At 65.5% G+C, this 22,828-nt stretch carries 17 protein-coding genes and 2 tRNA genes; 4 read left to right on the plus strand and 15 right to left on the minus strand.

The annotated features are described in order from the left end of the window. From BTH42_RS16265 to gltX, 3 genes are all read right to left on the minus strand, one after another. Window positions 1–76, minus strand: a tRNA-Glu gene (locus BTH42_RS16265). Between the two features lie 173 nt (window positions 77–249). Then, a tRNA-Ala gene (locus tag BTH42_RS16270) sits at window positions 250–325 on the minus strand. A gap of 149 nt (window positions 326–474) precedes the next feature. Continuing rightward, window positions 475–1,884, minus strand: a complete 1,410-nt coding sequence (gltX, locus tag BTH42_RS16275; RefSeq protein ID WP_075301181.1) for a glutamate--tRNA ligase — start codon at window positions 1,882–1,884, stop codon at window positions 475–477. Between the two features lie 450 nt (window positions 1,885–2,334). Here gltX and BTH42_RS16280 point away from each other — a divergent pair, with 450 nt between their 5' ends. Beyond that, complete coding sequence (locus BTH42_RS16280) at window positions 2,335–3,324, plus strand: patatin-like phospholipase family protein (RefSeq protein WP_256702063.1); 990 nt, start codon at window positions 2,335–2,337, stop codon at window positions 3,322–3,324. 137 nt (window positions 3,325–3,461) lie between these two features. Here BTH42_RS16280 and BTH42_RS16285 read toward each other — a convergent pair whose 3' ends face one another. The 6 genes from BTH42_RS16285 to BTH42_RS16310 all read right to left on the minus strand — a co-directional run bounded on the left by BTH42_RS16285 (window position 3,462) and on the right by BTH42_RS16310 (window position 10,569). Next, window positions 3,462–4,127, minus strand: a complete 666-nt coding sequence (locus BTH42_RS16285; protein ID WP_075301185.1) for a C40 family peptidase — start codon at window positions 4,125–4,127, stop codon at window positions 3,462–3,464. A 137-nt stretch (window positions 4,128–4,264) separates the two neighbouring features. Beyond that, window positions 4,265–5,896 (minus strand): ABC transporter ATP-binding protein, encoded by a 1,632-nt coding sequence (locus BTH42_RS16290; RefSeq protein WP_075301187.1) that lies wholly within the window; start codon window positions 5,894–5,896, stop codon window positions 4,265–4,267. Further along, window positions 5,893–6,999, minus strand: a complete 1,107-nt coding sequence (locus tag BTH42_RS16295; protein WP_075301189.1) for an ABC transporter permease — start codon at window positions 6,997–6,999, stop codon at window positions 5,893–5,895. The genes BTH42_RS16290 and BTH42_RS16295 overlap by 4 nt, the downstream gene beginning before the upstream one ends. After that, on the minus strand, window positions 6,999–8,036 hold the full coding sequence (locus tag BTH42_RS16300) for a microcin C ABC transporter permease YejB (protein ID WP_075301191.1): 1,038 nt from the start codon (window positions 8,034–8,036) through the stop codon (window positions 6,999–7,001). The genes BTH42_RS16295 and BTH42_RS16300 overlap by 1 nt, the downstream gene beginning before the upstream one ends. Before the next feature lie 85 nt (window positions 8,037–8,121). Continuing rightward, window positions 8,122–9,981, minus strand: coding sequence for an extracellular solute-binding protein (locus BTH42_RS16305; RefSeq protein ID WP_075301193.1), 1,860 nt, complete (start codon window positions 9,979–9,981; stop codon window positions 8,122–8,124). A 240-nt stretch (window positions 9,982–10,221) separates the two neighbouring features. Further along, entirely contained in the window at window positions 10,222–10,569 is a 348-nt protein-coding gene (locus BTH42_RS16310; protein WP_075301195.1) for a hypothetical protein, read from the minus strand. Window positions 10,570–11,066: 497 nt separating this feature from the next. On the opposite strand from BTH42_RS16310, the gene BTH42_RS16315 reads away from it, so the two are divergent. The 3 genes from BTH42_RS16315 (at window position 11,067) to BTH42_RS16325 (ending at window position 16,145) form a co-directional block, all read left to right on the plus strand. After that, window positions 11,067–12,353, plus strand: a complete 1,287-nt coding sequence (locus BTH42_RS16315; RefSeq protein ID WP_075301197.1) for an MFS transporter — start codon at window positions 11,067–11,069, stop codon at window positions 12,351–12,353. A 22-nt stretch (window positions 12,354–12,375) separates the two neighbouring features. Continuing rightward, a complete protein-coding gene (locus tag BTH42_RS16320; protein WP_178392181.1) occupies window positions 12,376–14,823 on the plus strand; it encodes a glycoside hydrolase family 31 protein in 2,448 nt (815 codons plus the stop codon). Between the two features lie 137 nt (window positions 14,824–14,960). Further along, complete coding sequence (locus BTH42_RS16325; protein ID WP_075301200.1) at window positions 14,961–16,145, plus strand: porin; 1,185 nt, start codon at window positions 14,961–14,963, stop codon at window positions 16,143–16,145. A gap of 10 nt (window positions 16,146–16,155) precedes the next feature. Here the strand turns inward: BTH42_RS16325 and BTH42_RS16330 are convergent, their stop codons facing one another. From BTH42_RS16330 to BTH42_RS16355, 6 genes are read right to left on the minus strand one after another with little or no spacing between them, the layout of a single operon-like run. Continuing rightward, window positions 16,156–17,526 (minus strand): hypothetical protein, encoded by a 1,371-nt coding sequence (locus tag BTH42_RS16330; protein WP_075301202.1) that lies wholly within the window; start codon window positions 17,524–17,526, stop codon window positions 16,156–16,158. 18 nt (window positions 17,527–17,544) lie between these two features. Beyond that, window positions 17,545–18,321 carry an outer membrane lipoprotein-sorting protein gene (locus BTH42_RS16335; protein ID WP_075301204.1) on the minus strand — a complete coding sequence of 259 codons (777 nt, stop codon included), beginning with the start codon at window positions 18,319–18,321 and terminating at the stop codon, window positions 17,545–17,547. Window positions 18,322–18,364: 43 nt separating this feature from the next. After that, window positions 18,365–19,591, minus strand: coding sequence for an ABC transporter permease (locus tag BTH42_RS16340; RefSeq protein WP_075301206.1), 1,227 nt, complete (start codon window positions 19,589–19,591; stop codon window positions 18,365–18,367). Continuing rightward, window positions 19,591–20,367: an ABC transporter ATP-binding protein gene (locus BTH42_RS16345; protein WP_083654829.1), complete on the minus strand. Its 777-nt coding sequence runs from the start codon at window positions 20,365–20,367 to the stop codon at window positions 19,591–19,593. The genes BTH42_RS16340 and BTH42_RS16345 overlap by 1 nt, the downstream gene beginning before the upstream one ends. 42 nt (window positions 20,368–20,409) lie before the next feature. After that, window positions 20,410–21,441 (minus strand): zinc-dependent alcohol dehydrogenase family protein, encoded by a 1,032-nt coding sequence (locus BTH42_RS16350; RefSeq protein WP_075301207.1) that lies wholly within the window; start codon window positions 21,439–21,441, stop codon window positions 20,410–20,412. After that, on the minus strand, window positions 21,438–22,790 hold the full coding sequence (locus BTH42_RS16355; protein ID WP_075301209.1) for an aminotransferase class I/II-fold pyridoxal phosphate-dependent enzyme: 1,353 nt from the start codon (window positions 22,788–22,790) through the stop codon (window positions 21,438–21,440). The genes BTH42_RS16350 and BTH42_RS16355 overlap by 4 nt, the downstream gene beginning before the upstream one ends. Window positions 22,791–22,828 lie beyond the last annotated feature (38 nt).

Genomic DNA, 22,828 nt, shown 5'->3' on the forward strand with positions numbered 1-22,828 from the left:
TGGCGTCCCCTAGGGGATTCGAACCCCTGTACTCACCGTGAAAGGGTGATGTCCTAGGCCTCTAGACGAAGGGGACATAATCTTTTCAGATCTGTCTTTAATTCGCTGCTAACTCACGCTAACTTTCGTTAATTCGTTTTCGTCAACTGCGAAGACCGATACTATAACTACGTTTTGTTCGTTTGTAAAGTCTTTTTTACTACAACTTCCAGACTTCCGAACAACTTTCTACTACTCGCTCTGCTGTGTTGGTGGAGGTAAGCGGGATCGAACCGCTGACCTCTTGCATGCCATGCAAGCGCTCTCCCAGCTGAGCTATACCCCCGTGGCACATCAGAGAAACGAGATTCTAGAGGGCGATTTGCGCTTTGTAAATACCCTTTGAGCAATTACATGCGAAATTTTTTCAGGTCGCGTGCATGCCCTCTCGCACGCGCCTGAACGCCCTCATCAGCACACCTGGCAGCGCACCTATCAGCCCTGCGCTTTTTCGATGCGGCTCACCACCACGTCGCGGCCGAACAGCATCAGCACCGCGTCGATCGACGGCGTATGGGTCGTGCCCGCCACCAGCAGACGAACCGGCATCGCCAGTTGCGGCATCTTCAGCTTATGGGCGCCGAGCGTCGCCTTCAGCGTGGCGGCGATCGCCTCCCTGTTCCACTCGACCGTCTTCAGCGCGGCGGCCAGATCGGCGAGCGCCGGACGCACCGCGTCGGTCACATGCTGCGCGAGCGATTCGGCATCGGGCGCCGGCACGCGATAGAACATCGCGGCGTTCTGCGCGATCTCCTTGACCGTCGACGCGCGGTCCTTCATCAACCCCACCACGCCGACCAGATCCGCGCCCTGCGCGAGCGCCGCCGCATCGATACCGAGTTCGGCGAAGAACGGCTTCGCCAGTTCGGCGAGGCGCGCGTTGTCCGCTTCCTTGATGTAGTGCGCGTTGAGCCAGTTCAGCTTGTCATGGTCGTACTGCGCCGGCGACTTGCCCAGGTGCTCGAGGTCGAACCATTCGACGAACTGCTCGCGCGTGAAAATCTCCGCGTCGCCATGCGACCAGCCGAGGCGCGCCAGATAGTTGACCACCGCTTCCGGCAGAAAGCCGGCATCGCGATAACCGACCACGCTCATCGCGCCGTGACGCTTGCTCATCTTCTCGCCCTGCTCGTTCAGCACGGTCGGCAGGTGCGCGTAGACCGGCGGCTCGCCGCCGAGCGCGCGCAGGATGTTGATCTGGCGCGGCGTGTTGTTCACGTGGTCGTCGCCGCGGATCACGTGGGTGATGCGCATGTCGAGATCGTCGACCACCACGCAGAAGTTATAGGTCGGCGTGCCGTCCGGGCGCGCGATCACGAGGTCGTCGAGTTCCTCGTTGGAGATTTCGATCCGGCCTTTGACCGCGTCGTCCCACGCGACCACACCGGTGAGCGGATTGCGAAAGCGCAGCACCGGCTTCACGCCTTCCGGCGGCTGCGGCAGCACCTTGCCCGGCTCCGGACGCCACGTGCCGTCGTAGCGCGGCTTCTCGCCGGCTTCGCGCTGGCGCTCGCGCAGCGCGTCGAGTTCCTCGGTCGACATGTAGCACGGGTAGACGAGCCCGTTGTCCTGCATCTGCTTGAGCACTTCGCGATAGCGGTCCATGCGCTGCATCTGGTAGAACGGGCCCTCGTCGAAATCGAGGCCGAGCCAGGCCATGCCTTCGAGAATCGCGTCGACCGATTCGGTGGTCGAGCGCTCGACGTCGGTGTCTTCGACCCGCAGCACGAAGGTCCCTTTCATCTTGCGCGCGAACGCCCACGGATACAGTGCGGAGCGGATGTTGCCCAGGTGGATGAAGCCGGTGGGACTCGGTGCGAAGCGGGTACGGACGGAGGTGGTCATTAGCGTTACTCGGAGAACAGGCGCCGGCGCCCGGGCGAATGGAAATCGCGAAGCGCGGCAGCGAAGCGTGCCCATGCTGCGCGCGAGGTCGCGCACGGACACGAGGGAAATAAGTGCAAGGGTCGAATTATACCTTCCGCACGGAGCTTGCCGCCCTCGCCCGAAGGGCCTGGGAGGCGCGGCAAACGGCATGGAGGCAGGCAGCCTCGCAAACGCGCAGGCGGTTCCGAAAAGCCCCTCCGCCAGTTCCGAATACTTCCTCTGCAACGTTTCATTACAGTGCGGCGTGCGCGTCGATCCTTTGCTTTATGATGTGCGCGCGCTGCAGGTGGGCTCCGGTCGAATTTCGACAGGACGCCGCTCCCCCGGCGCTCCGTTCCGTCTGACCTCAGCCTGACCGCGGCACGCGCGACGCCGACTGCGTCGCCCGCGCCGTTGCTGGAGAAATCGTTGAAACCGTCATCACCGTCGTCGCCCGCTTCGTCCCCCGACTCGCTCTCGCACTCATCGCCCCGTTTGAGCCGTCGCCACTTCTCGCTGGCAGCCGCGTCCGCGCTACTCGCCGCCTGCACCACGACCGGCGGCAAGCTCGACGGCGCGCCGATCACCGCCACGCCCACCGCGCCGCCGCCCGATAAGGCGCAGCAAAAGCCCGTACGGGTCGCGCTCGCGCTGGGCGGCGGCGCCGCGCGCGGCTTCGCGCACATCGGCGTGATCAAGGCGCTCGAGGCGCGCAACATCCAGATCGATCTGGTCGCCGGCACCAGCGCCGGTTCGGTGGTCGGCGCGCTGTACGCGTCGGGCATGAACGGCTTCGCGCTGAACAAACTCGCGCTCTCCATGGATGAAGCGTCGATCAGCGACTGGGCGATGCCGTTTCGTACCCGCGGCTTCCTGCAAGGCGTGGCGCTGCAGAAGTACCTGAACACGACGCTGAACAACCGCCCGATCGAGAAGATGGCCCGGCCTCTCGGGGTGGTCGCGACCGATCTGCAGACCGGTCAGCCGATCCTGTTCCAGCGCGGCGATACCGGTATCGCGGTGCGCGCATCGTGCAGCGTGCCGTCGATTTTCGAGCCGGTGAAGATCGGCGGTCACGAATACGTGGACGGCGGCCTCGTGAGTCCGGTGCCGGCCTCGTTCGCGCGCAAGATGGGCGCGGACTTCGTGATCGCGGTCGATATTTCGCAGCGCCCGGAGACCGGCGTGATCAGCAGTTCATTCGACGTGCTGATGCAGACCTTCACGATCATGGGCCAGTCGATCAAGGCCTACGAGCTCGACAAATATGCGGACGTGGTGATCCGGCCGAATCTCGCGGCGATGAGCGGCAGCGACTTCTCGCAGCGCAACGCGGCGATTCTGGCCGGCGAGGAAGCGGTCGCGAAGATGATGCCGGAGTTGCAGCGCAAGCTCGCGGCCCGGCGGATGGCCGGCTGACGGCGCGAATCCGCGCGTCGCCGGACGGGGCGCGGTGCCGGCGGCCTGCGGTTGTCGCAAAAACATCGGCGCCCCAAACGCAAAAAAGCCTGCTTCGATGAAGCAGGCTTTTTTATTCCACCAGATTCAGGCTGGAATCAGTTATTGCCGCCGAGCGTCGCGTTCACGCGCTGGCGCAGATCGTCGCCCTGATACGACGCTTCGATCCGGCGCGCGCCGGTGAAGCGCTTTTCCCAGTAGCCGTCATCCATGTCGTCGACGCGGATCGTGCTGCCGGTGGACGGCGAATGCACGAACTTGTTGTCGCCGATATAGATGCCGACGTGCGAGAACGTGCGGCGCATCGTATTGAAGAACACCAGATCGCCCGGCTTCAGGTCGCTCACGCGCACCTTCTCGCCCATCCGGCTCATCTCCTCGGCACGGCGCGGCAGCGCGAGGCCGAGCGTGTCCTGGAACACGTAGCGCACGAAGCCGCTGCAATCGAGCCCCGAATCCGGCGTATTGCCGCCCCAGCGGTAGCGCACGCCGATCATGTTCAGCGCACCGACCACGACGTCGCCCGCTTTGCCAGCCATGCCGGAAAAGAACGACTTCGCGCCGCCGCTATTGCTGTCGGCAGCCGGGGTTTGGGGAGTGGAGAGGGACAGGGAATTCGACCCGGAGTTGGTCGAATAGGAGGCATTCTGATTGAAACCGCTTACTTCGTCGGCGAACGCGCCGGGAGTTGCTGCCATCAAGACGCCAATGAACATCCCGGCGACGACGCGCGTGCAAGCCTGGGTTAGGTTTCTGTGCTGCATTGGTCGGAAGTTTTTGCCAAAAAATCAGTGGGCTAGGGAAAAAAGTTTGGTCGATACTAATCAGTAAGTATTTGTGTGTCAAAACAAATAGAAAAAATCAATCGAGATACGCACTCAATTGTCGAACAAGTAAAAAATCAACGATCAAGCGCCGCTTTCAGCAGCTTTCGCGTGTAAGGATGCGACGGCGTCGCAAAAATTCGCTCGACATCGCCGGCCTCCACAATCGATCCGTTTTGCATCACCACGACCCGGTGCGCCATCGCCCCGATCACCTCCAGGTCGTGGCTGATAAACACGAAGCCGAGGTTGTATTTCTGCTGCAAACCGCTCAACAGTTTGAGCACCTGCTGCTGGATCGACACGTCGAGCGCGCTGGTCGGTTCGTCGAGAATCAGGACGCTCGGTTCCAGCACCAGCGCGCGGGCGATTGCGATCCGCTGGCGCTGGCCGCCCGAAAACTCGTGCGGATAGCGATACAGCGCGGTGCGGTCGATGCCGACTTCGCGCAGCACCGCGATCACCTTGTCGCGGCGCGCCTGCGGAGTCATCTGCGGCCGATGCAGCGCGAGCCCCTCGCCGACGATCCGCTCGATCGTCTGGCGCGGCGAAAGCGAGCTGAATGGATCCTGAAAGACCACCTGCATATTGGAGCGCAACGCGGTCTTCGCGGCGCCGCGATAGCTGCCGAGCGCCCTGCCCTGAAACTCGATCTCGCCGTGCGCGGTGCGTTGCAGACCGAGCAGCGCCATCGCGAGCGTCGACTTGCCGGAGCCCGATTCGCCGACGATCCCGAGCGTCTCGCCCTGGCGCACCGACACGTTGGCCGAGTCGACCGCCCGGAAGCGTCCCGACTCGAACCAGCCGCGCAGACCCGGCAGCTTGGTCTTGAAGTCGACCGACACGTCGCGCGCTTCGAGCAGCACCGGCGCGATCGGCAGCACCGGCACGACCGCGCGCTGCGGCCGGCTCGCCAGCAGGCGTTGCGTGTACGGATGCTGCGGGGCCTCGAACACCTGCTCGACCGGCCCGGTCTCGACCAGCACGCCGCGCTCCATCACCGCGACGCGCTGCGCGAAGTGGCGCACCAGATTCAGGTCGTGAGTGATCAGCAGCACCGCCATCCCGCGCTTTTGCGCTTCGTCGCGCTGCAATTCCAGCAGCAACTCGACGATCTGCGCGCGGATCGTCACGTCGAGCGCGGTGGTCGGCTCGTCGGCCAGCAGCAGCCGCGGCCGGCACGCGAGCGCCATCGCGATCATCGCGCGCTGGCGCTGGCCGCCCGACAGCTGATGCGGATAGCTGCTCACGCGCTTGCCCGGCTCGGTAATGCCGGTGCGCGCGAGCAGCTCGACCGCGCGCTTCGCCGCTTCCGGCGCGCTGACGCCGTCGTGCGTGACGATCGTCTCGGCGATCTGGTCGCCGATCGTATACAGCGGGTTGAGCGCGGTCATCGGCTCCTGGAAGATCATCGCGATGTCCGAGCCGCGCAGACCGCGCATCTGCCGTTCGCTCTTCGCGAGCAGATCTTCGCCGTCGAAGCGGATCGCGCCGCTCACCTCGGCGTCGGCGAGCAGGCGCAGCACCGACAGCGCGGTCACGCTCTTGCCCGAACCCGATTCGCCGACCAGCGCGACCCGCTCGCCGCGCGCGATCGCGAGCGATACGTCGTTGACCGCGACCGTGTCGCCGAACGTGACGCGCAGATGGTCGAGTTCGAGCAGCGGCGCGTCGGTCCGCGGCGAATTCATCTGCGGCTGCGCGCTCATTGATTGCCTCCCGCGCGCATCGCGTCGGAAATCCGCGTATCGAGCGCGTTGCGCAGCGCGTCGCCCATGAAGGTCAGCAGCAGCAGCATCGCGACCAGCACGCCGAACGTCGACATCGAAATCCACCAAGCGTCGAGATTCGCCTTGCCCTGCGCGAGCAGTTCGCCCAGGCTCGGGGTCGGCGCCGGCACGCCGAGGCCGAGAAAGTCGAGGCTGGTCAGCGCGAGGATCGAGCCGCTCATCCGGAACGGCAGGAACGTGATCACCGGCGTCAGGCTATTGGGCAGCACGTGGCGCCACATGATCTGCCAGTTCGACAGCCCCATCGCGCGCGCCGCCCGCACATAGTCCTGCTGGCGATTGCGCAGGAATTCCGCGCGCACGTAATCGGACAGACCGATCCAGCCGAATAGCGACAGCAGCACGATCAGCAGAATGAAACCGGGCTCGAAGATCGCCGAGAAGATGATCAGCAGATACAGCTCCGGCATCGCGGCCCATATTTCGATCAGCCGCTGCCCGACGATATCGGTTCGCCCTCCGAAGTAACCCTGCACGGCGCCGGCCGCGATGCCGAGCACCGTGCCGATCAGCGTCAGCACCAGACCGAACTCCACCGAGACCCGAAACCCGTATAGCAGCCGCGCGAACAGGTCGCGGCCGCGGTCGTCGGTGCCGAGCCAGTTCTCGCGCGACGGCGGCGCCGGGTTCGGCGACTTCGAGAAGTAGTTCAGCGTGTCGTAGTAATAGCGGTTCGGCGGATACAGCGCGAAATTGCCCGGCGCGTCGAAACGCTGCTTGATATACGGATCGAGATAATCGGCCGGGGTCGGGAAGTCGCCGCCGAAGGTGGTCTCCGCATAGTTCTTGAACAGCGGGAAATACAGGTGGCCGTCGTAGCGCACCACCAGCGGTTTGTCGTTCGACCATAGCGGCGCCGCGAGACTCGCCGCGAACGCGACCACGAAGATGATCAGGCTCCAGTAGCCCAGACGCTGCTGGCGAAACCGCTGCCATACACGGCGCGCGGGCGTCGGCGACTGCAATGCGCGCGCGGGTTCGGTGCGCGCTGCCGCGTCGGCGGAAAGGCGGGCTCGATTCATCAGCGCTCCAGTTGTTCGAATTGGATGCGGGGATCGACCCACACGTAGCACAGGTCGGAGATCAGCTTGGTCACGAGGCCGATCAGCGTGAACACATACAGCGTGCCGAGCACGACCGGATAGTCGCGCCGCATCACCGACTCATACGACAGCAGCCCGAGCCCATCGAGCGAAAACAGCGTTTCGATCAGCAGACTGCCGGTGAAGAACGCGCCGATAAACGCGGCCGGAAAGCCGACGATCAGCGGCAGCATCGCATTGCGAAACACGTGCTTCCACAGCACGCGCTTTTCCGACAGCCCCTTCGCGCGCGCGGTCAGCACGTACTGCTTGCGGATCTCGTCGAGAAACGCGTTCTTGGTCAGCATCGTGACGACCGCGAAGCTGCCGACCACCGACGCGGTGACCGGCAACGTGATGTGCCACAGATAGTCGAGCACCTTGCCGATCACGCTCAGCTGGCCCCAGTTATCCGACGTGAGATTGCGCAGCGGAAAGAGCTGCAGGAAGGTGCCGCCGCCGAACAGCACCAGCAGCAGCACGCCGAGCACGAAGCCCGGAATCGCGTAGCCGATCAGCACGATCAGGCTGGTCGCGAGATCGAAGTTCGAGCCGTTGCGCACCGCCTTCGCGATGCCGAGCGGCACCGATATCAGATAGGTGAGAAAGAACGTCCATAAGCCGATGCTGATCGACACGGGCAGCTTCGAGACGATCAGCGACCACACGCTTTGATGGCGGAAATAGCTGTCGCCGAGATCGAAGGTGGCAAAGCGCTTGAGCATCAGCACATAGCGTTCGAGCGGCGGCTTGTCGAAGCCGTATAGCTGCTTCAGTTGCGCGAGCTGCTGCGCGTCGACGCCGCTATGCGTGCGCAGCCCGAACGGCGACGCGCCCTCCGCGCCCTTGCGCAACTCGTGCTGCATCTGCTCGACGGGGCCGCCCGGCACGAACTGGATCACGACGAAGGTCAGCGTCAGCACGCCGATCAGCGTCGGAATCATCAGCAGCAGGCGTTTGAGGATGTAGCTCCACATAAGCGGTATTCCGGTGCGAAGGCGTTGGTGTGAGCGACAGGTGAGCGACGGATGAGCGTTGGTGTGAACGACGGCGGCCGATGAATCAGCGCTCTTCGCGCCACCACATCGACGTGATCCAGCCTTCCGCGCCATAGTACAGCGGCAAGGTTTTCGGCCACGCGAGCCCGCGCTTGAACGCGACCCGGTGCGTGCCGCTATACCAGTGCGGCACCACATAGTAGCCATGCATCAGCAGACGGTCGAGCGCGTGCGCGGCGTCGGTCAGCTGCTCACGGGTTTGCGCGTGCACGAGCGCGTCGAGCACCGCATCGACCACCGGCGACTTCACACCGATCGCGTTATCCGAACCGGGCGTATCCGCGGCCTTGCTGCCGAAGCGGTTGATCTGCTCCTGACCGGGCACCTGCACGTCCGGCATCCGGATCGTCGTGACGTCGAAGTCGAATGCGTCGAGGCGCTTCTGATAGACCGCGTAGTCGGCGACCCGGAACGTCGCGGTGATGCCGAGCTTTTGCAGATTGCGCGTGAAGGTCGCGATGATCGGCTCCATCGCCGCGGCCGACCCCGAGTCGTCGAGAATCTCGAAGCGGAACGGCTCGCCCTTGTCGTTGCGCAGCGCGCCGTCGCGATAGGTCCAGCCGGCCTGTTGCAGCAGATCGCGCGCCTGCAAGAGATTGGCGCGCAGCGAGCCGGGCGGATCGGTGTCGGGCTGCTTCGGCAGCGGCCCGAATACGGCCGGGTCGAGCTGGTCGCGCCACGGCTCCAGCAGCGCGAGCTCACCGGCCGACGGCAGCCCTTTCGCCTGCCATTCGGTGTTGGCGAAATAGCTGTCGATGCGGGTGTACTGGCTATAGAACAGCTGCCGGTTCAGCCATTGAAAGTCGAGCGCGAGATCGAGTGCCTTGCGCACCCGCACGTCCTGGAACAGCGGCCGGCGCACGTTCAGGATAAAGCCCTGCATCCCGGTGCCGTTGTGCTGCGGGAACACGCGCTTGATCAGCTCGCCGCTGTCGAACTTCTTGCCGACGTCGCGCCGCACCCAGTTGCGCGCGATGTACTCGACCAGCGCGTCGTACTCGCCGGCCTTGAACGCCTCGAGCCGCGCGGTCGCGTCCGCGTACAGCTTGTAGACGATGCGATCGAAGTTGTTCATGCCGACCCGCACCGGCAGATCGGCGCCCCAGTAATCCGGATTGCGTTTGAAGGTGATGTTGCGGCCGTTGTCGAAGCTCTCGATCAGATACGGGCCGCTGCCGATCGGCTTCTCGAACGCCAGCTGATCGAACGGAATGCGGCTGCCGTCGGCCTTGAGCCCCCACTTGCGCGAGAACACCGGCATGCTGCCCGCGAGCAGCGGCAACTCGCGATTGCGCTCGCGAAACTCGAAGCGCACGGTGCGCGGATCGACCACCACCGCCTGCTTGATCTCCCCGAAGATCGATGCGTATTGCGGCGCGGCCCGCGGGCTTTTCAGCGTGTCGAGCGAGAACTTGACGTCGTCGGCGGTGACCGGGTCGCCGTTCGAAAAGCGCGCGCGCGGATTGATCCGGAACGTGACCGACAGACCGTCCGGCGCGACCGCGATGTCGTCGGCGAGCAGCCCGTACATCGATGCGACTTCGTCGGCGCTGCCGACCGCGAGACTCTCGAACATCAGCTCGAGCCCCGGCGCCGCATTGCCGCGCAGTGTGAACGGATTGAATTTGTCGAAGCTGGTCAGCCGGCTCGGATTCGCGAGCACCAGCGTGCCGCCCTTCGGCGCATCGGGATTGACGTAGTCGAAATGTTTGAAGCCGGCTGGATATTTCGGCTCGCCGTATTGCGCGATTGCGTGCGCCGCGTGCGCGGCCGGCGCCAGCAGCAAAGTCGCGCAGACCAGTACGACTGAAACCGCGGCTGACAGCACAGTCGCAAGCGCGGCGCGCAACGGTCGATGAATCATGCTGCGTCGAAGCGCAGCCGTCGTTTGAACCCGTTGCGAGCCAGTGATCATAGAGTCGTGCTGGGGAGTGGGCTGTGGCGTTGGGAGCGATTCTACCCAATTAATCCGCGCATTCCCGCCCCTTCCCGCTCGTCGCGTGCCGTGATGCGCGCCACGGCAAAACCGCCCGCCCAAAAACAAAAACCGCCCTCGCGGGCGGTTCTTTATTGCAGTGCGGCTCGAAGCCGCATACCGCGCGACTCAGTGCCAGCCGCGGTGGTTGTCGTAGTGGTCGTGCGCGTAGTTGCCGCGACCCTGCGGGTGGTGGCGATACCAGTCATCACGATTCCAGTAGCGACGGCCGTCCCAGTAACGGTCGCCGTGCCAGCCGATCACGACCTGCGGACCACCGTAATAGACGGGCGCCGGCTGATAGACGACCGGCGGCGGCGGCGGAGGCGGCGGTGCGTAGACCGGCGCCGGCGCGACGTAGACCGGCGCGGGGATACCAATATTGACGCCGACGTTCAGCCCCGAGGCCATCGCAGCCCCCGATGCAGCCAACGTCAACACCCCGAGCAGAAGCGGAACAACACGAGTGGACTTCATGGATTCACCCTTGGTAGGAACGTTTTGTTGGCGGAAATATAGCGCAACGCAGCATCGCGCGTATTTCAACTTTGTAAGAACTGATGCCGAAGATCGCCGCTCCCGACGCTGGGTAACGTCTGGTTACATCGGCCAGCCAGCTGCGAAAAAACGCCGCACCGGTGACGCTCGCCCGCCGGCCGATCCCTCGCCCGGCCACCCGCCGCCCCCACCTCGCCCCTCATCTCAAAAACGAACATTTTAGTTTTCGAAAGAACATCGATGTTCGTTAGCCACTCACTAAGTCATCAGATCACTCAAGAAACTTCTTTACGAACCCTACAGTTTTCGCCTGAAAATCAAGGCCAACAGACAAATCACATATGGTTTTCCCGGATATCTCGGCTGAATTTCAGTGGTAGGATGACTGCCATCGAAAATCACTAAATGTTCGAATTCGCGCATGCAAGATTCGCCTTCGCCGAAGGCCGCGGCAGCATGCGTCACGGAGACTGATTTTGAAAACGATCAAGGGATTGCGCTGGTGGATCATCGGCCTGGTGTGCCTGGGCACGATCGTCAACTATCTGTCGCGCAACGCGCTCGGCGTGATGGCGCCCGAGTTGATGAAGCTGATGAACATGAGCACGCGGCAGTACTCGTACGTGGTCGGCGCGTTCCAGGCCGGCTACACGCTGATGCAGCCGGTCTGCGGGCTGATCATCGATCTGATCGGTCTGCGCGTGGGCTTCGCGCTGTTCGCGTGCCTGTGGTCGCTGACCGGCGTGTTTCACGGCTTCGCGAGCGGCTGGCTGTCGCTCGCGGCGCTGCGCGGGTTGATGGGGCTGAGCGAAGCGGTCGCGATTCCGGCCGGCATGAAGGTGGTCGCCGAGTGGTTTCCGGACCGCGAGAAGTCGGTCGCGGTCGGCTACTTCAATGCGGGCACCTCGTTCGGCTCGCTGCTCGCGCCGCCGCTGGTGATCTTCCTGTCGCTGCGCTACGGCTGGCAAAGCGCGTTCGCGGTGACCGGCGCGCTCGGCTTCGTGTGGGCCGCCGCGTGGTACGTGCTGTACCGCTCGCCGAGCGAGCACAAGCGCGTGAGCGCCGCCGAACGCGGCAAGATTCTCGACGGCCAGGCGCCGCCCGCGCCGCGCCGCGCGACCGTGCGTGAAGTGCTGCGCACGCGCCGTTTCTGGGCGATCGCGCAGGCGCGCTTTTTCGCCGAACCGGCGTGGCAGACCTTCAGCTTCTGGATTCCGCTGTATCTCGCGACGCAGCGCCATATGGATCTGAAGCAGATCGCGATGTTCGCGTGGCTGCCGTTTCTCGCCGCCGACCTGGGCGGCCTCTTTGGCGGCTACCTGTCGCCGTTCCTGATGAAGCACCTGCGCGTGCCGCTGATCTGGTCGCGCATCTCGGGCGTCGTGCTCGGCGCGCTGATGATGCTCGGACCGGCGTCGATCGGTCTCGTCGCATCGCCGTATCAGGCGATTGCCCTCTTCTGCGTCGGCGGCTTCGCGCACCAGATGATCTCCGCGCTCGTCAACACGCTCGCCGCCGATGTGTTCGATCCGGGCGAAGTCGGCACCGTGGCCGGCTTCGCGGGGATGGCCGCGTGGATCGGCGGGCTCGGCTTCTCGCTGATGGTCGGCGCGCTCGCGGATTCGATCGGCTATACGCCGCTGTTCGGCGCGCTCGGCGCGTTCGACCTCATCGGCGCGGTGCTGCTGATCGTGTTGATGCGCGGAGTGCCGCGCCATGGCCGCGCGCGGCGCGCCGAACTTGGCGCCGGCACGCCCGCGTGACCCACTTTCAAGAAGACCCCAGATGCGTTCAATGACCAATCTCAAACATCCGCCGCGCTTCGCGCTGGCCTCCCCCGCCGCCGCCAATCCGGTGGTGCTGAGCGCGCAGCCGGACTGCCGCATCGAGCTGTACGTGCTCGCCGAAGACATCATTCGCGTACTGGTGCTGCCGCACGGCGACACCCGCGGTCCGCGCACGTGGGCAATCGCGCCCGGCACCGACGACGTGCCGCTCGAAGGCCGCGAGCGCCGCGACCTGAGCGGCTTCACGCCGCCGCCGTTCACGGTGCTCGAAGAAGCCGGCCACGTGGTGATCGAAACCGCGCGGGTGCGCGTGAGCGTCGCGCTCGACGGCGGCGTCTGCGCATGGGACATCCTGCATGAAGGCGCGTGGCAGCGCGTGATGAACGACCGCAAGACCCAGGCGTACAACTTCGGCTGGTGGGACGAGCGCGTCTATCACTATGTCGAACGGGGACGCGACGAAATCTACGTGGGTCTGGGCGAGCGCGCCGGCTCGCTCGACCGCGCGCAGCAAAGCTACGAGATGCGCAACATCGACGCGATGGGCTATAGCGCGCGCAGCACCGACCCGCTGTACAAGCACATCCCGTTCTACGTGACGTGGCAGCCGCAAAGCTCGACCGGCTTCGGCCTGTTCTACGACACGCTCGCCGACTGCCGCTTCGACATGGGCCGCGAGCTCGACAACTACCACGGCCACTACCGGCATTTCATCGCCGAGCACGGCGACCTCGACTACTACTTCATCGCGTCGGCCGGCTCGCCGCTTAACGCGGTGCGCCGCTTCACGTGGCTCACCGGCCGCCCCGCGTGGATGCCGAAATGGGGCCTCGGCTACTCCGGCTCGACGATGAGCTACACCGACGCGCCGAACGCGCAGCAGCAGATGGGCGAATTTATCGAGCGCTGCCGCGAGCACGACGTGCTGTGCGATTCGTTCCACCTGTCGTCGGGCTATACGTCGATCGGTCCGAAGCGCTACGTGTTCAACTGGAATCACGAGAAGTTTCCGGACATCGAAGGCTTCGTGCAGAGCTACCTCGACTACGGCGTGCGGCTGTGCGCGAACATCAAGCCGTGCCTGTTGCAGGATCATCCGCGCTTCGACGAAGTCGCCAACGCCGGACTGCTGATCAATGCGCCGGACGGCGAACCGACGTGGGTGCAGTTCTGGGACGAAGTCGGCGCGTATCTGGACTTCACGAATCCCGCGACGATCGACTGGTGGAAGGCGCGCGTGAAAGACGCGCTGCTGCAATACGGGATCGCGTCGACGTGGAACGACAACAACGAGTTCGAGATCTGGACCCCGCACGCGATCGCGCACGGCTTCGGCAAACCGTACCCGGCGCATCAGGCGAAGGTGCTGCAAACGCAGCTGATGATGCGCGCGTCGCGCGACGCGCAGCGCGAACACGCACCCGGCACGCGGCCGTTCCTCGTGTCGCGCTCGGGCGGCGTCGGTATGCACCGCTACGTGCAGACGTGGTCGGGCGATAACTACACGTCGTGGGAAACGCTGCGCTTCAATCTGAAGATGGGGCTCGGGCTCGCGATGTCGGGCGTGTCGAACAGCGGTCACGACATCGGCGGCTTCTCGGGTCCGGCGCCGGAGCCGGAACTGTTCGCGCGCTGGGTCGCGTTCGGCATCTTCCTGCCGCGCTTCTCGATTCATTCGTGGAACGACGACGGCAGCGTCAACGAGCCGTGGATGCATCCTGAAGTCACGCGTCACGTCGCCGATCTGATCAAGCTGCGCTACCGGCTGATCCCGTATCTGTACGAACTGCTGTGGCAGTCGCACAGCGCGTACGAGCCGGTGCTGCGCCCGCTGTTTGCCGAGTTTCCGCACGATCCGCGCTGCCTCGCCGACGGCGACGACATGATGCTGGGTTCGTCGCTGCTGGTCGCGCCGGTAGTCGATGCGGGCCAGAGCACGCGTGACGTGTATCTGCCGGCCGGCTCGCGCTGGGTGTCGTACTGGAGCGGCGAAGCGTTCGACGGCGGCCAGACGGTGACGCTGCCGGCGCCGTTCGAGCGCCCGGTGTTCCTGCTGCGTGAAGGCAGCGTGGTGCCGCTGAACGTCGCCGAGCAGCACTTCGGCCGCCCCGCCGACGAGCGCGCGTTTATCGCGGTGCCGTATGCGGGCGCGGGCAGCGCGCAAGGCGGCTGTATCGAGGACGACGGCGAGAGCGAAGCATGGCGCGACGGCGAGCAGGGACGCTGGAACGTCACGCTGAGCGGCACCGGCGCTGCGGACACCGACGCCGGCACGCTGCGTATCGCGATCGAAGCACCGCGCTGGACGGCCGGCCACGCGCAGGAACGCGTCCGCGTGTTCGTGCCGCAGCACGAGACTCGCGCGATCGTCTGCGAGAGCGGCACGCTCGAAGCCGATCAGATCGCCGACGGCTGGCGCTGCCTGACGATCGCGCTCGCGCACTGAAGCAGTTCGCCGAGGCCGTGCGGTAAAGCACACAACAACCCGCAACGGCCCGGCGCCCCCGGTTACGAGGCACTGAACAACAAACCGCATCGGCCTGAACGATCAGGCCGTCTTTCCAGCCCGGAGACACTCCCATCATGAAATCCATCCAGCGCGCGCGCAGCCGCGCGTTCGTCCTCTGCTGCCTGCCGTTCGCGGGCGCCGCATGGTCGAGCGCTGCCTCGGCACAAAGCAGCGTGATCCTGTACGGCGTCGTCGATAACGCGTTCAGCTACGTCAGCAATCAGAAAGGCCACTCGAACGTCTACATGAGCCAGGGCAACCTGCAGGCGAGCAAGTTCGGTCTGCTCGGCGCGGAAGATCTCGGCGGCGGCACCCGCGCGATCTTCCGGCTCGAAAGCGGCTTCAATTCGCTGACCGGCGCGCAGAGCAGCGCCGGCTATATGTTCAATCGCCAGGCCTACGTCGGTCTCGCGAACGACCGCTACGGCACCGTCACGCTCGGCCGCCAATACACGCCCTACTTCCAGATGGTCGGCGGGCTCGGTCCGACCGGCGTGCTGACCGGCGCGACCGGCGCGCACCCGGGCGATATCGATGCGCTCGATACCACGCTGCGTTTCAATAATTCGCTCACCTATCTGTCGCCGGTCATCGCCGGTTTGCAGGCGAGTGCGCAGTACGGTCTCGGCGGCGTGCCGGGCAGCATTGCCAACGGCGGCCAGTTCAGCGCGGCGTTGCGCTACGACTATCAGCCGGTGTCGGTCGCGGTGGGTTACGTGAAGCTGAAGGACATCGCGACCAGCGCCGCGCTCGGCACGTTCGCGATCAATTCGCCGGTCAACAACGGCTATGCGAGCGCACGCAGCGCGCAGCTGTTCGCCGCGGCCGGCCGCTATACGTGGCACGACCTGATGGTCGGGCTGAACTACTCGAACGTGCAGTACGCGCCGGGTCACGGCTCGCTGTTCTTCGACAAGGCGGTGTTCAACACCTACGGCGCGATTGCGACCTACAGGTTCTCGCCGGCGGTCACGGTCGGCGGCGGCTACAGCTTCACGCAGTCGAGCCGCGCGAACGGCATCAGCGACCCGGCCCACTATCACCAGATCTCGCTCGAGCAGACTTACAACCTGTCGACCCGCACCACGCTGTATGCGCTCCAGGCGTATCAGCGCGCGAGCGGCAAAGCGCTGATCGCCGCGGGCAGCGGCGTGAGCATCGCCGACGCGGTCGCGGTGGTCGGCGATTCGCAGAACACCACGCCGTCGTCGGGGCCGTCGCAGTTCGTCGGCATGGTGGGCTTGCGACACGCGTTCTAAACCGCGCCGGTCAATTCCAGTAGTAGTGCAGGCCGCTCATCATCGAAAAACGCGCGACCTGCACGAATTCCGACTGCGAATTGCCGACGTTCCACTGCGCGAACGCGAACAGCTCCGCGTTCGGCGTGATCTTGTAGTTCAACGACAGCGCCGCGTTGCCGCCGCGCGGCGCGTCGAACGCCTGGGTGTAGCGCAGCGTCACGTCGAGCTTGTTGAACAGATCGGTGCGCCCCACTTGCAGCAGCGCATAGCGGCGCCCGAGCAGGCTCTGCTGCGGATTGAGCGCCTGCCCCAGCACGCCTGCCGCCGCGACATTGCCCATCGCCAGCGCGCCGTTTGCGGCCTGAATCGCCGACTGATACGCGTGCCGCTCGCCGCTCGAATAGCCGTCGCCGTTGTACAGCAGTTCCAGCGTCCCGGTCCAGCCGGACGGCACCGTATAGCTCGCGCCGAACAGCGCGCTCGCGCGCAACGACTTGTCGCGCGTCTGGTTCTGCGCGAACGTCCAGCCCGCCGGCGCGCCGCTCTGCGGCACCGCGAACAGCGCGCTGCGGCCCTGACCGAGCGAACCGTCGCCGTACAGCAGCAGCGCGTCCGACACGGTCCACGTGCCGTACGCGCCGAGCCGGTTCACGCCGTCGTCGCGATGCGATACGAGCGCGCTCGCGCTCGCCGCGTCGCCGGTCCAGTTCACTTTCAGCGCGGTCACCGGCGAGAAATACGCTTTGGTCGTATCGCGGGTATCGACGTGGAAGTTGCCGATCGCTTCCACGCTCCATGCCGGCGAGACCTGCGCGCTCAGTCGCGCGAAGTCGCGGCCGAGGATTTCGTTGACCGGATTGATCTTGCCGGTTTCGGCGAAAAACGGATTGCTCGGCGACAGCAGGATCGAGCTGCCCCACAGCAGCACGCCGCGCCCCACTTCGGCGGTCACGCCTTCCAGCCGGCACGACAGGCGGCCTTCGTTCAGATACGCATCGGTCGACGTGCGCGGATTCTCGCCCGGCGTGCTGCCCTGCCAGACGAAAAAGCCGCGCGGCTTCAACTGCGCGTAACACGGCCCGGCCTTCAGCGTCAGGTCGACGCGCGGATCGATTTCCCCCTTTAATTGCGGCACTTGCGCGATCCGGTTACCCGGATTGGCGAGCGACTCGCGATTCAGCACGGTCGCGGTGCCGTAGCCGAGCGCCTGAATGTTGTAGTCGAACGACAGCCAGTTCGCTATGTCGTCCTGACCGTCGTCGGCCCATGCGGTACCCGCTGCCGCGGCCCAACCGAGCAGCGCCAGCGGCAGCGTGCGCAGACGCAGCCACGCGGCCGCGCCGGGCGCGTTGGGCACGCCGGGCGCGCGGCCCGCCCGGTCCTGTTCGTTTCGACGCATCACCTCGCTAACCCGCCGTCACGGACGATTGAGCGCGTCGAGATTGAACGTGTCGGCGGCGAACTTCTTCGTCTTCACGTCCGAATACTGCAGCACCGAGTAGTTCGATCGATCGATCGTGTCCTGGATGCTCATCTTGCTGACGAACGGCTGCGTGCTGCCGTCGATCTGCAGCTTGTTGCCGATCTCGAACTGCGCGGTCTTGAACAGCTTGCCCGACACGGTGTAGAACTCGGCCTTCAACGGCACGTGACGCGCGACCGATACGTAGTAGACGATCCGGTCGTAAGTGACGAAGCGGCTCTTCGCGACCAGATTGATCACGTACGCGTCCTCGCCGTTCACCGGCTCGGTGCGCAGGATCGTCGCATCGTAGTCCTTCGCATAGTTGGTCGATGCGATATCGCCGTTCGACGCCGGGCCCACCATCTTCTGCCGGGTCGAGATCGACACCGGCTTGGTCAGCGTCGCTTTACCGAACCACATGCTGCGGCCGTTCTGCAACAGCCGGCTGCCGGCTTCGCGCGGCGGATAGGTGGCCTGCGCGAGGCTGTCGTCGCCGCTCGCGCGCACCACGTAGGTCCGCTTGTCGATCGGGCCGCCGGAGTCCTGGCCGGTGATATCGATCGTCCATTGCACGCCGTTCAGCCCGCCGCCGCGTGCGCGGTCGCTCGCCGCGACGATTTCGGTCGGGTTCGGGTTCTGCTGATCCGCCGCGACCGCGTGAAGCGGCACTGCCGCGCCGCTTGCGAGCAGCGACATGCCGAGAAAAATGACTGCCTTGAAACGCTGCATCGTATGAGTACCTGACAGAGAAAATGGAAACATCGATCGACGCTCAGACGAAGCTCAGCGCGTCGACCACTTCGATGCGGGTCGCGCGATACGCGGGCCACGCCGCGCACAGCACCGCGAAAAAGCTCACCGCGAGCGCGATCAGCAGCATCCGCGGCCAGTCGAGATCGACCTGCAGCAACACGCGATACGACGAATTCGGCGGCACGTAGCCGATCCCCGACGCGTTGATCGCGAGCGCCGCGAGCACCGTGATCGCAAAGCCCGCCGCGCAGCCGAGCAGCGCGATCCACAGCCCTTCGAGCGAGAACAGCCGCACCACGCCCGCATTGGTCAGGCCGAGCGCGCGCAGTGTGCCGATTTCGCGAGTGCGTTCGACCACCGCCATCGACATCGTGTTGGCGACACTCATCGCCGAGATCACCAGCACGATGCTGGCGATGAACGAGAAGATCATGTCGAACAGCTGGCGGACCTGGCTGTAGAAGCTCGACAGTTCCTTCCAGGTTTTGATCTCGACGTCGAAGCCCGCGTCGCGCAGTTGCCGCGCGAGGTCGAGCCGCACGCGGTCGGTCAGCGCGGCGTCGTCGAGCAGCACGACCAGCCGCTCGACCGACTCGGTGTTCATCAGCGACTGCGCGAGCGCGAGCGTGGTCAGCACGTATTTATCGTTAGTGCCGGCGCTGCCGGTGTTGAAGATATCGACGACGTCCGCGTCCACCGCGTTCGCCTGACCGTCGAGCGTCGAGGCGAGCAGGCTGAACGTATCGCCCTTCTTCAGGTTCAGCAGCTTCGCCAGATCCGACGACACCGCGACGCCCGCGTCGTGTTTCGCATCGAGCCGGCCGCCCGAGTCGTCGGTGCCGCCCGCGCCGAGCAGATCGTTATGCCGCGGCACGATCCCTTCGCCGATAAAGATCGTCGACGCCTCGCCGTTCGAGATCAGCCCATTGAGCGACAGCCGCGGCGAGATCAGCTTCACGCCGGGCTCGCGATGAATCAGCGCTTCGATCTTGCGGGTGTCGTCGGGCGTGAACAGATAGCGCTTCGGATTGAGCTTGCCTTCGAGCAGGAAGCCGCGCCGGAAGATCGTCAGGTGTCCGAGACGTTCGCCCATCACCGCCTGCTGTTCGAGCCCGGCATAGACGTTCGAGATATAGCCGCTGAACAGATTGATCGCGGTGAGGCCGAACGCGATCGCCGCGAGCGTGACGAAGCTGCGGCGGCGATTGCGAAACACGTTTTTGAGTGCGAGAAGCAGCGCATGCATCAGTGGGAATCTCCTGCGGGAAGCCGGCCGTCGCACAGCCGCAAGCAACGGGTCATATAACGCAGCGCCCGCTCGTCGTGCGTCGAGAACACGAAGGTCACGCCGTGCGTGCGATTCAGGCGCTGGAACAGTTGCATCGCCGCGTGGGTGTTGTCGCTGTCGAGGCTCGCGGTCGGTTCGTCGGCGATCACCAGTTGCGGCTCACCGATCAGCGCGCGCGCGATCGCGACGCGCTGGCGCTGGCCGCCGCTCATCTGCTCGGGGCGCTTGTGGTGATGGCCGGCGAGGCCGACTTCGTCGAGCAGCTCGCGGGCGCGCGCGCTTTGCGCGGCATTCGTGCGGCCGGCAAGACGCAGCGGCAGCAGCACGTTGTCGAGCGCGCTCAGCACCGGGATCAGGTTGTAGCTCTGGAACACGAAGCCGATCAGCGCCTGACGGCGCCGCGCGTAGCCGGTCGGCGTGAGGCGCGAAGTCGGTTCGCCCTGCACGTCGATCTCGCCGGTCGAGGGCTTGTCGAGCAGGCCGATCAGATTGAGCAGCGTGGTCTTGCCGCTGCCGGACGGCCCGACGATCGCGAGCATCTCGCCCGCCTGCACGTCGAGATCGAGATTGGCCAGCGCCTGCACCTGGCCGTAGCTGCGGCTCACGCCTTTCAGGCGCACCACCGGCGTGCTGTGCGGCGTTCCCTGCGGAACGAGCGAGGCCGGCGGCGGAAACGTCGCCAACGGCGCGTCGTCCGCGCCAGCCGTCGCGGCTTCCTGCGAATCGATTCTCATAGATATCCTGATGATTTTTTCAAATGGCGCGGTGGGGCTGCGTCAGCGCGCGGAGGCAGCGTCGGCCACCCCGCCCGGCGTCCCGCCCTGCATCCCATTCGGCAACAGATAAACCTTGCCCGGCCGCACCGGCTGCGCGGCCTCGCGCAGCGCCTTGCCGATCGCATCGAGCGGATAGGTCGCGGCGACCTCGCTGCGCAACACCCCCGCGCGCACCAGTTCGACCGCTTCGGCGAGCAGCGCGTCGCGCTGCGCATGCGTCATCCGCGCGAGCCGCTTGGTGAGCCAGAAGCCCTTCACGCCGATCCCGCGAAAGATCGCGTCGTCGCAGTCGAGCTGGATCGGGCGGCCCGACAACATCCCGTAGTTGACGATCGCGCCGCCGCTGTCGAGCAGCGCCGCGAGCCGCGCGACGCCGTCGCCGCCGACCGCGTCGAACGCGACGGTGAGCGGCGAGCTGCCGGCCGCCGCGCGCGCCGCCCGCGCGAGTTCGGGCCCGTCTTCGAGCGCGACGTCGCCGCCCGCGGCCAGCACTTCGGCGACCGCCTCGGGCCGGCGCACGATATTCAATGTGCGCAGACCGTCGTGACGCGCGATCTGCATCACCGCGCGGCCGACGCTCGACAGCGGCGCGGTCTGCACCAGCCAGCCGCCGGGCGCGAGCGCGGCCTGGCGGCGCACCAGTTCGAGGGCGGTGCACGCGCCGACCTTCAGCCCCGCCAGTTGCAGCGGATCGAGCGGCGGCCCGACCTTGAACACCAGCGACGCCGGCAGCCGGCGCCGCTGGCACCAGTTGTCGTTGGCCATCAGAATCACCTGGTCGCCCATCGCCAGATCGCTGACCGACGCGCCGCATTCGACGATCCGCCCGACCGCTTCGAGACCCGGCGTCGCCGGCAGCTTCGGCAGCTCGCCGTAGTGACCGGCGATCCGCGCGAGATCGGCGAGATTCACCGCGCACGCGTCGATGTCGACCAGCACCTCCCACGCGGCCGGCGCGCCGGGCGCGGCGACCTCGCAGCAGCGCGCGACCTGCGACGGCGGCCCGAAGCCGTCAATCCGGATCTGTTTCAAAAGAGTCCCCTGCTCGCCGGCGCGGCCGCTTTCAGTTCGACCAGCAGCGCGATCGTGCGGTCGATGTGCTCGCGGGTGTGCGCGGCGTTGATGAAGAAGCGCAGCCGCGCGGCGTCGCGCGGCACCACCGGGAAGATCATCGGGAACGTGAAGATGTTGTTGTCGAACATCCGCGCGGCCATCCACAGCGCTTTCTCGCCGTCGGGCAGCATCACCGGGATCACCGCCGAGCCTTCGCTGACGCCGGTATCGAGCCCCGCCGCGCGCGCCTGCGCGCGGAAGTAGTCGGCGCTCTCCAGCACCCGGCGCGCGCGCTCCGGCTCGTCGCGCATGATGCGCAGCGCGGCGAGCCCGGCCGCCGCGTTGGCCGGCATCGGCGACGCGATGTAGAGCCCGAGCCCCGGCGCGTAGTGCTTGAGCATCGTGATCAGCTCGCGGCGCCCGGCGATATAGCCGCCGACCGTCGCGAACGCCTTGCTCATCGACGCGTAGTGAATGTCGATGTCGGCCGGATCGAGCCCGAAGTGATCGACCACGCCGCGCCCGCGCGGGCCGATCACGCCCATCGAATGCGCTTCGTCGACCATCAGCAGCGCGTGATAGCGCTTCTTGATCTCGATCAGCCGCGGGATATCGGGGATATCGCCGTCCATGCTGAACACGCCTTCGGTCAGGATCAGCACCCGCTCGTAGCTGCCGCGATGCTCGGCGAGCAGCCGTTCGAGCGCGTCGCAATCGTTGTGCGCGAATGCAAAGCGGCGCGCGCCGCTCAGTTTCGCGCCGACCAGCATGCTGTTATGGACCAGCTCGTCGTACAGCACGAGATCCTGCTTGCGCGCCAGATAGCCGATCGCCGCGACGTTGGTGCCGTAGCCGCTGACGCCGAGCACCGCGTCCTCGACGCCGAGCATCTCCGCCAGCTCGCGCTCGAACTCGCCGAACACCGGGATCTCGCCCATGATGATCCGGCCCGAGCCGGTCGAGGTGCCGTAGCTGTCGATCGCCTGCTTCGCCGCCGCCTGCACGCGCGGATCGCCCGACAGGTTCAGGTAGTTATACGAAGAGAAGTTGATCATCTTGCGGCCGGCCACCTCGACCTCGGCGCTGACCAGCCCGACGTGCTCGCGGAACATGTTCCACTCGTAGCCCTGCTTGTCGTAGTACCAGCGCGTGTTGGTGTATTCGCGCAGCTCCGGAAAACGCGCGAAGTCATAGTGCTCCGGGCCCACGTTGACTTTCGCGGCGGCGTGCCGGGGCGTGGGCGCGTCGTCGCCGGCCGCGCCGCTGGTGACAGCCGGCTTGCCGAGCAGCTTCGCGCGCAGGCGTTCGATATGGGTTGCGGGATTCATCGGCGAGTCTCCTTGCAAGTGTCGAAGTTAGTTCGCAT

The organism is Burkholderia sp. SRS-W-2-2016 (assembly GCF_001931485.1).
In the GTDB taxonomy this organism is placed as follows: Bacteria; Pseudomonadota; Gammaproteobacteria; order Burkholderiales; family Burkholderiaceae; genus Paraburkholderia.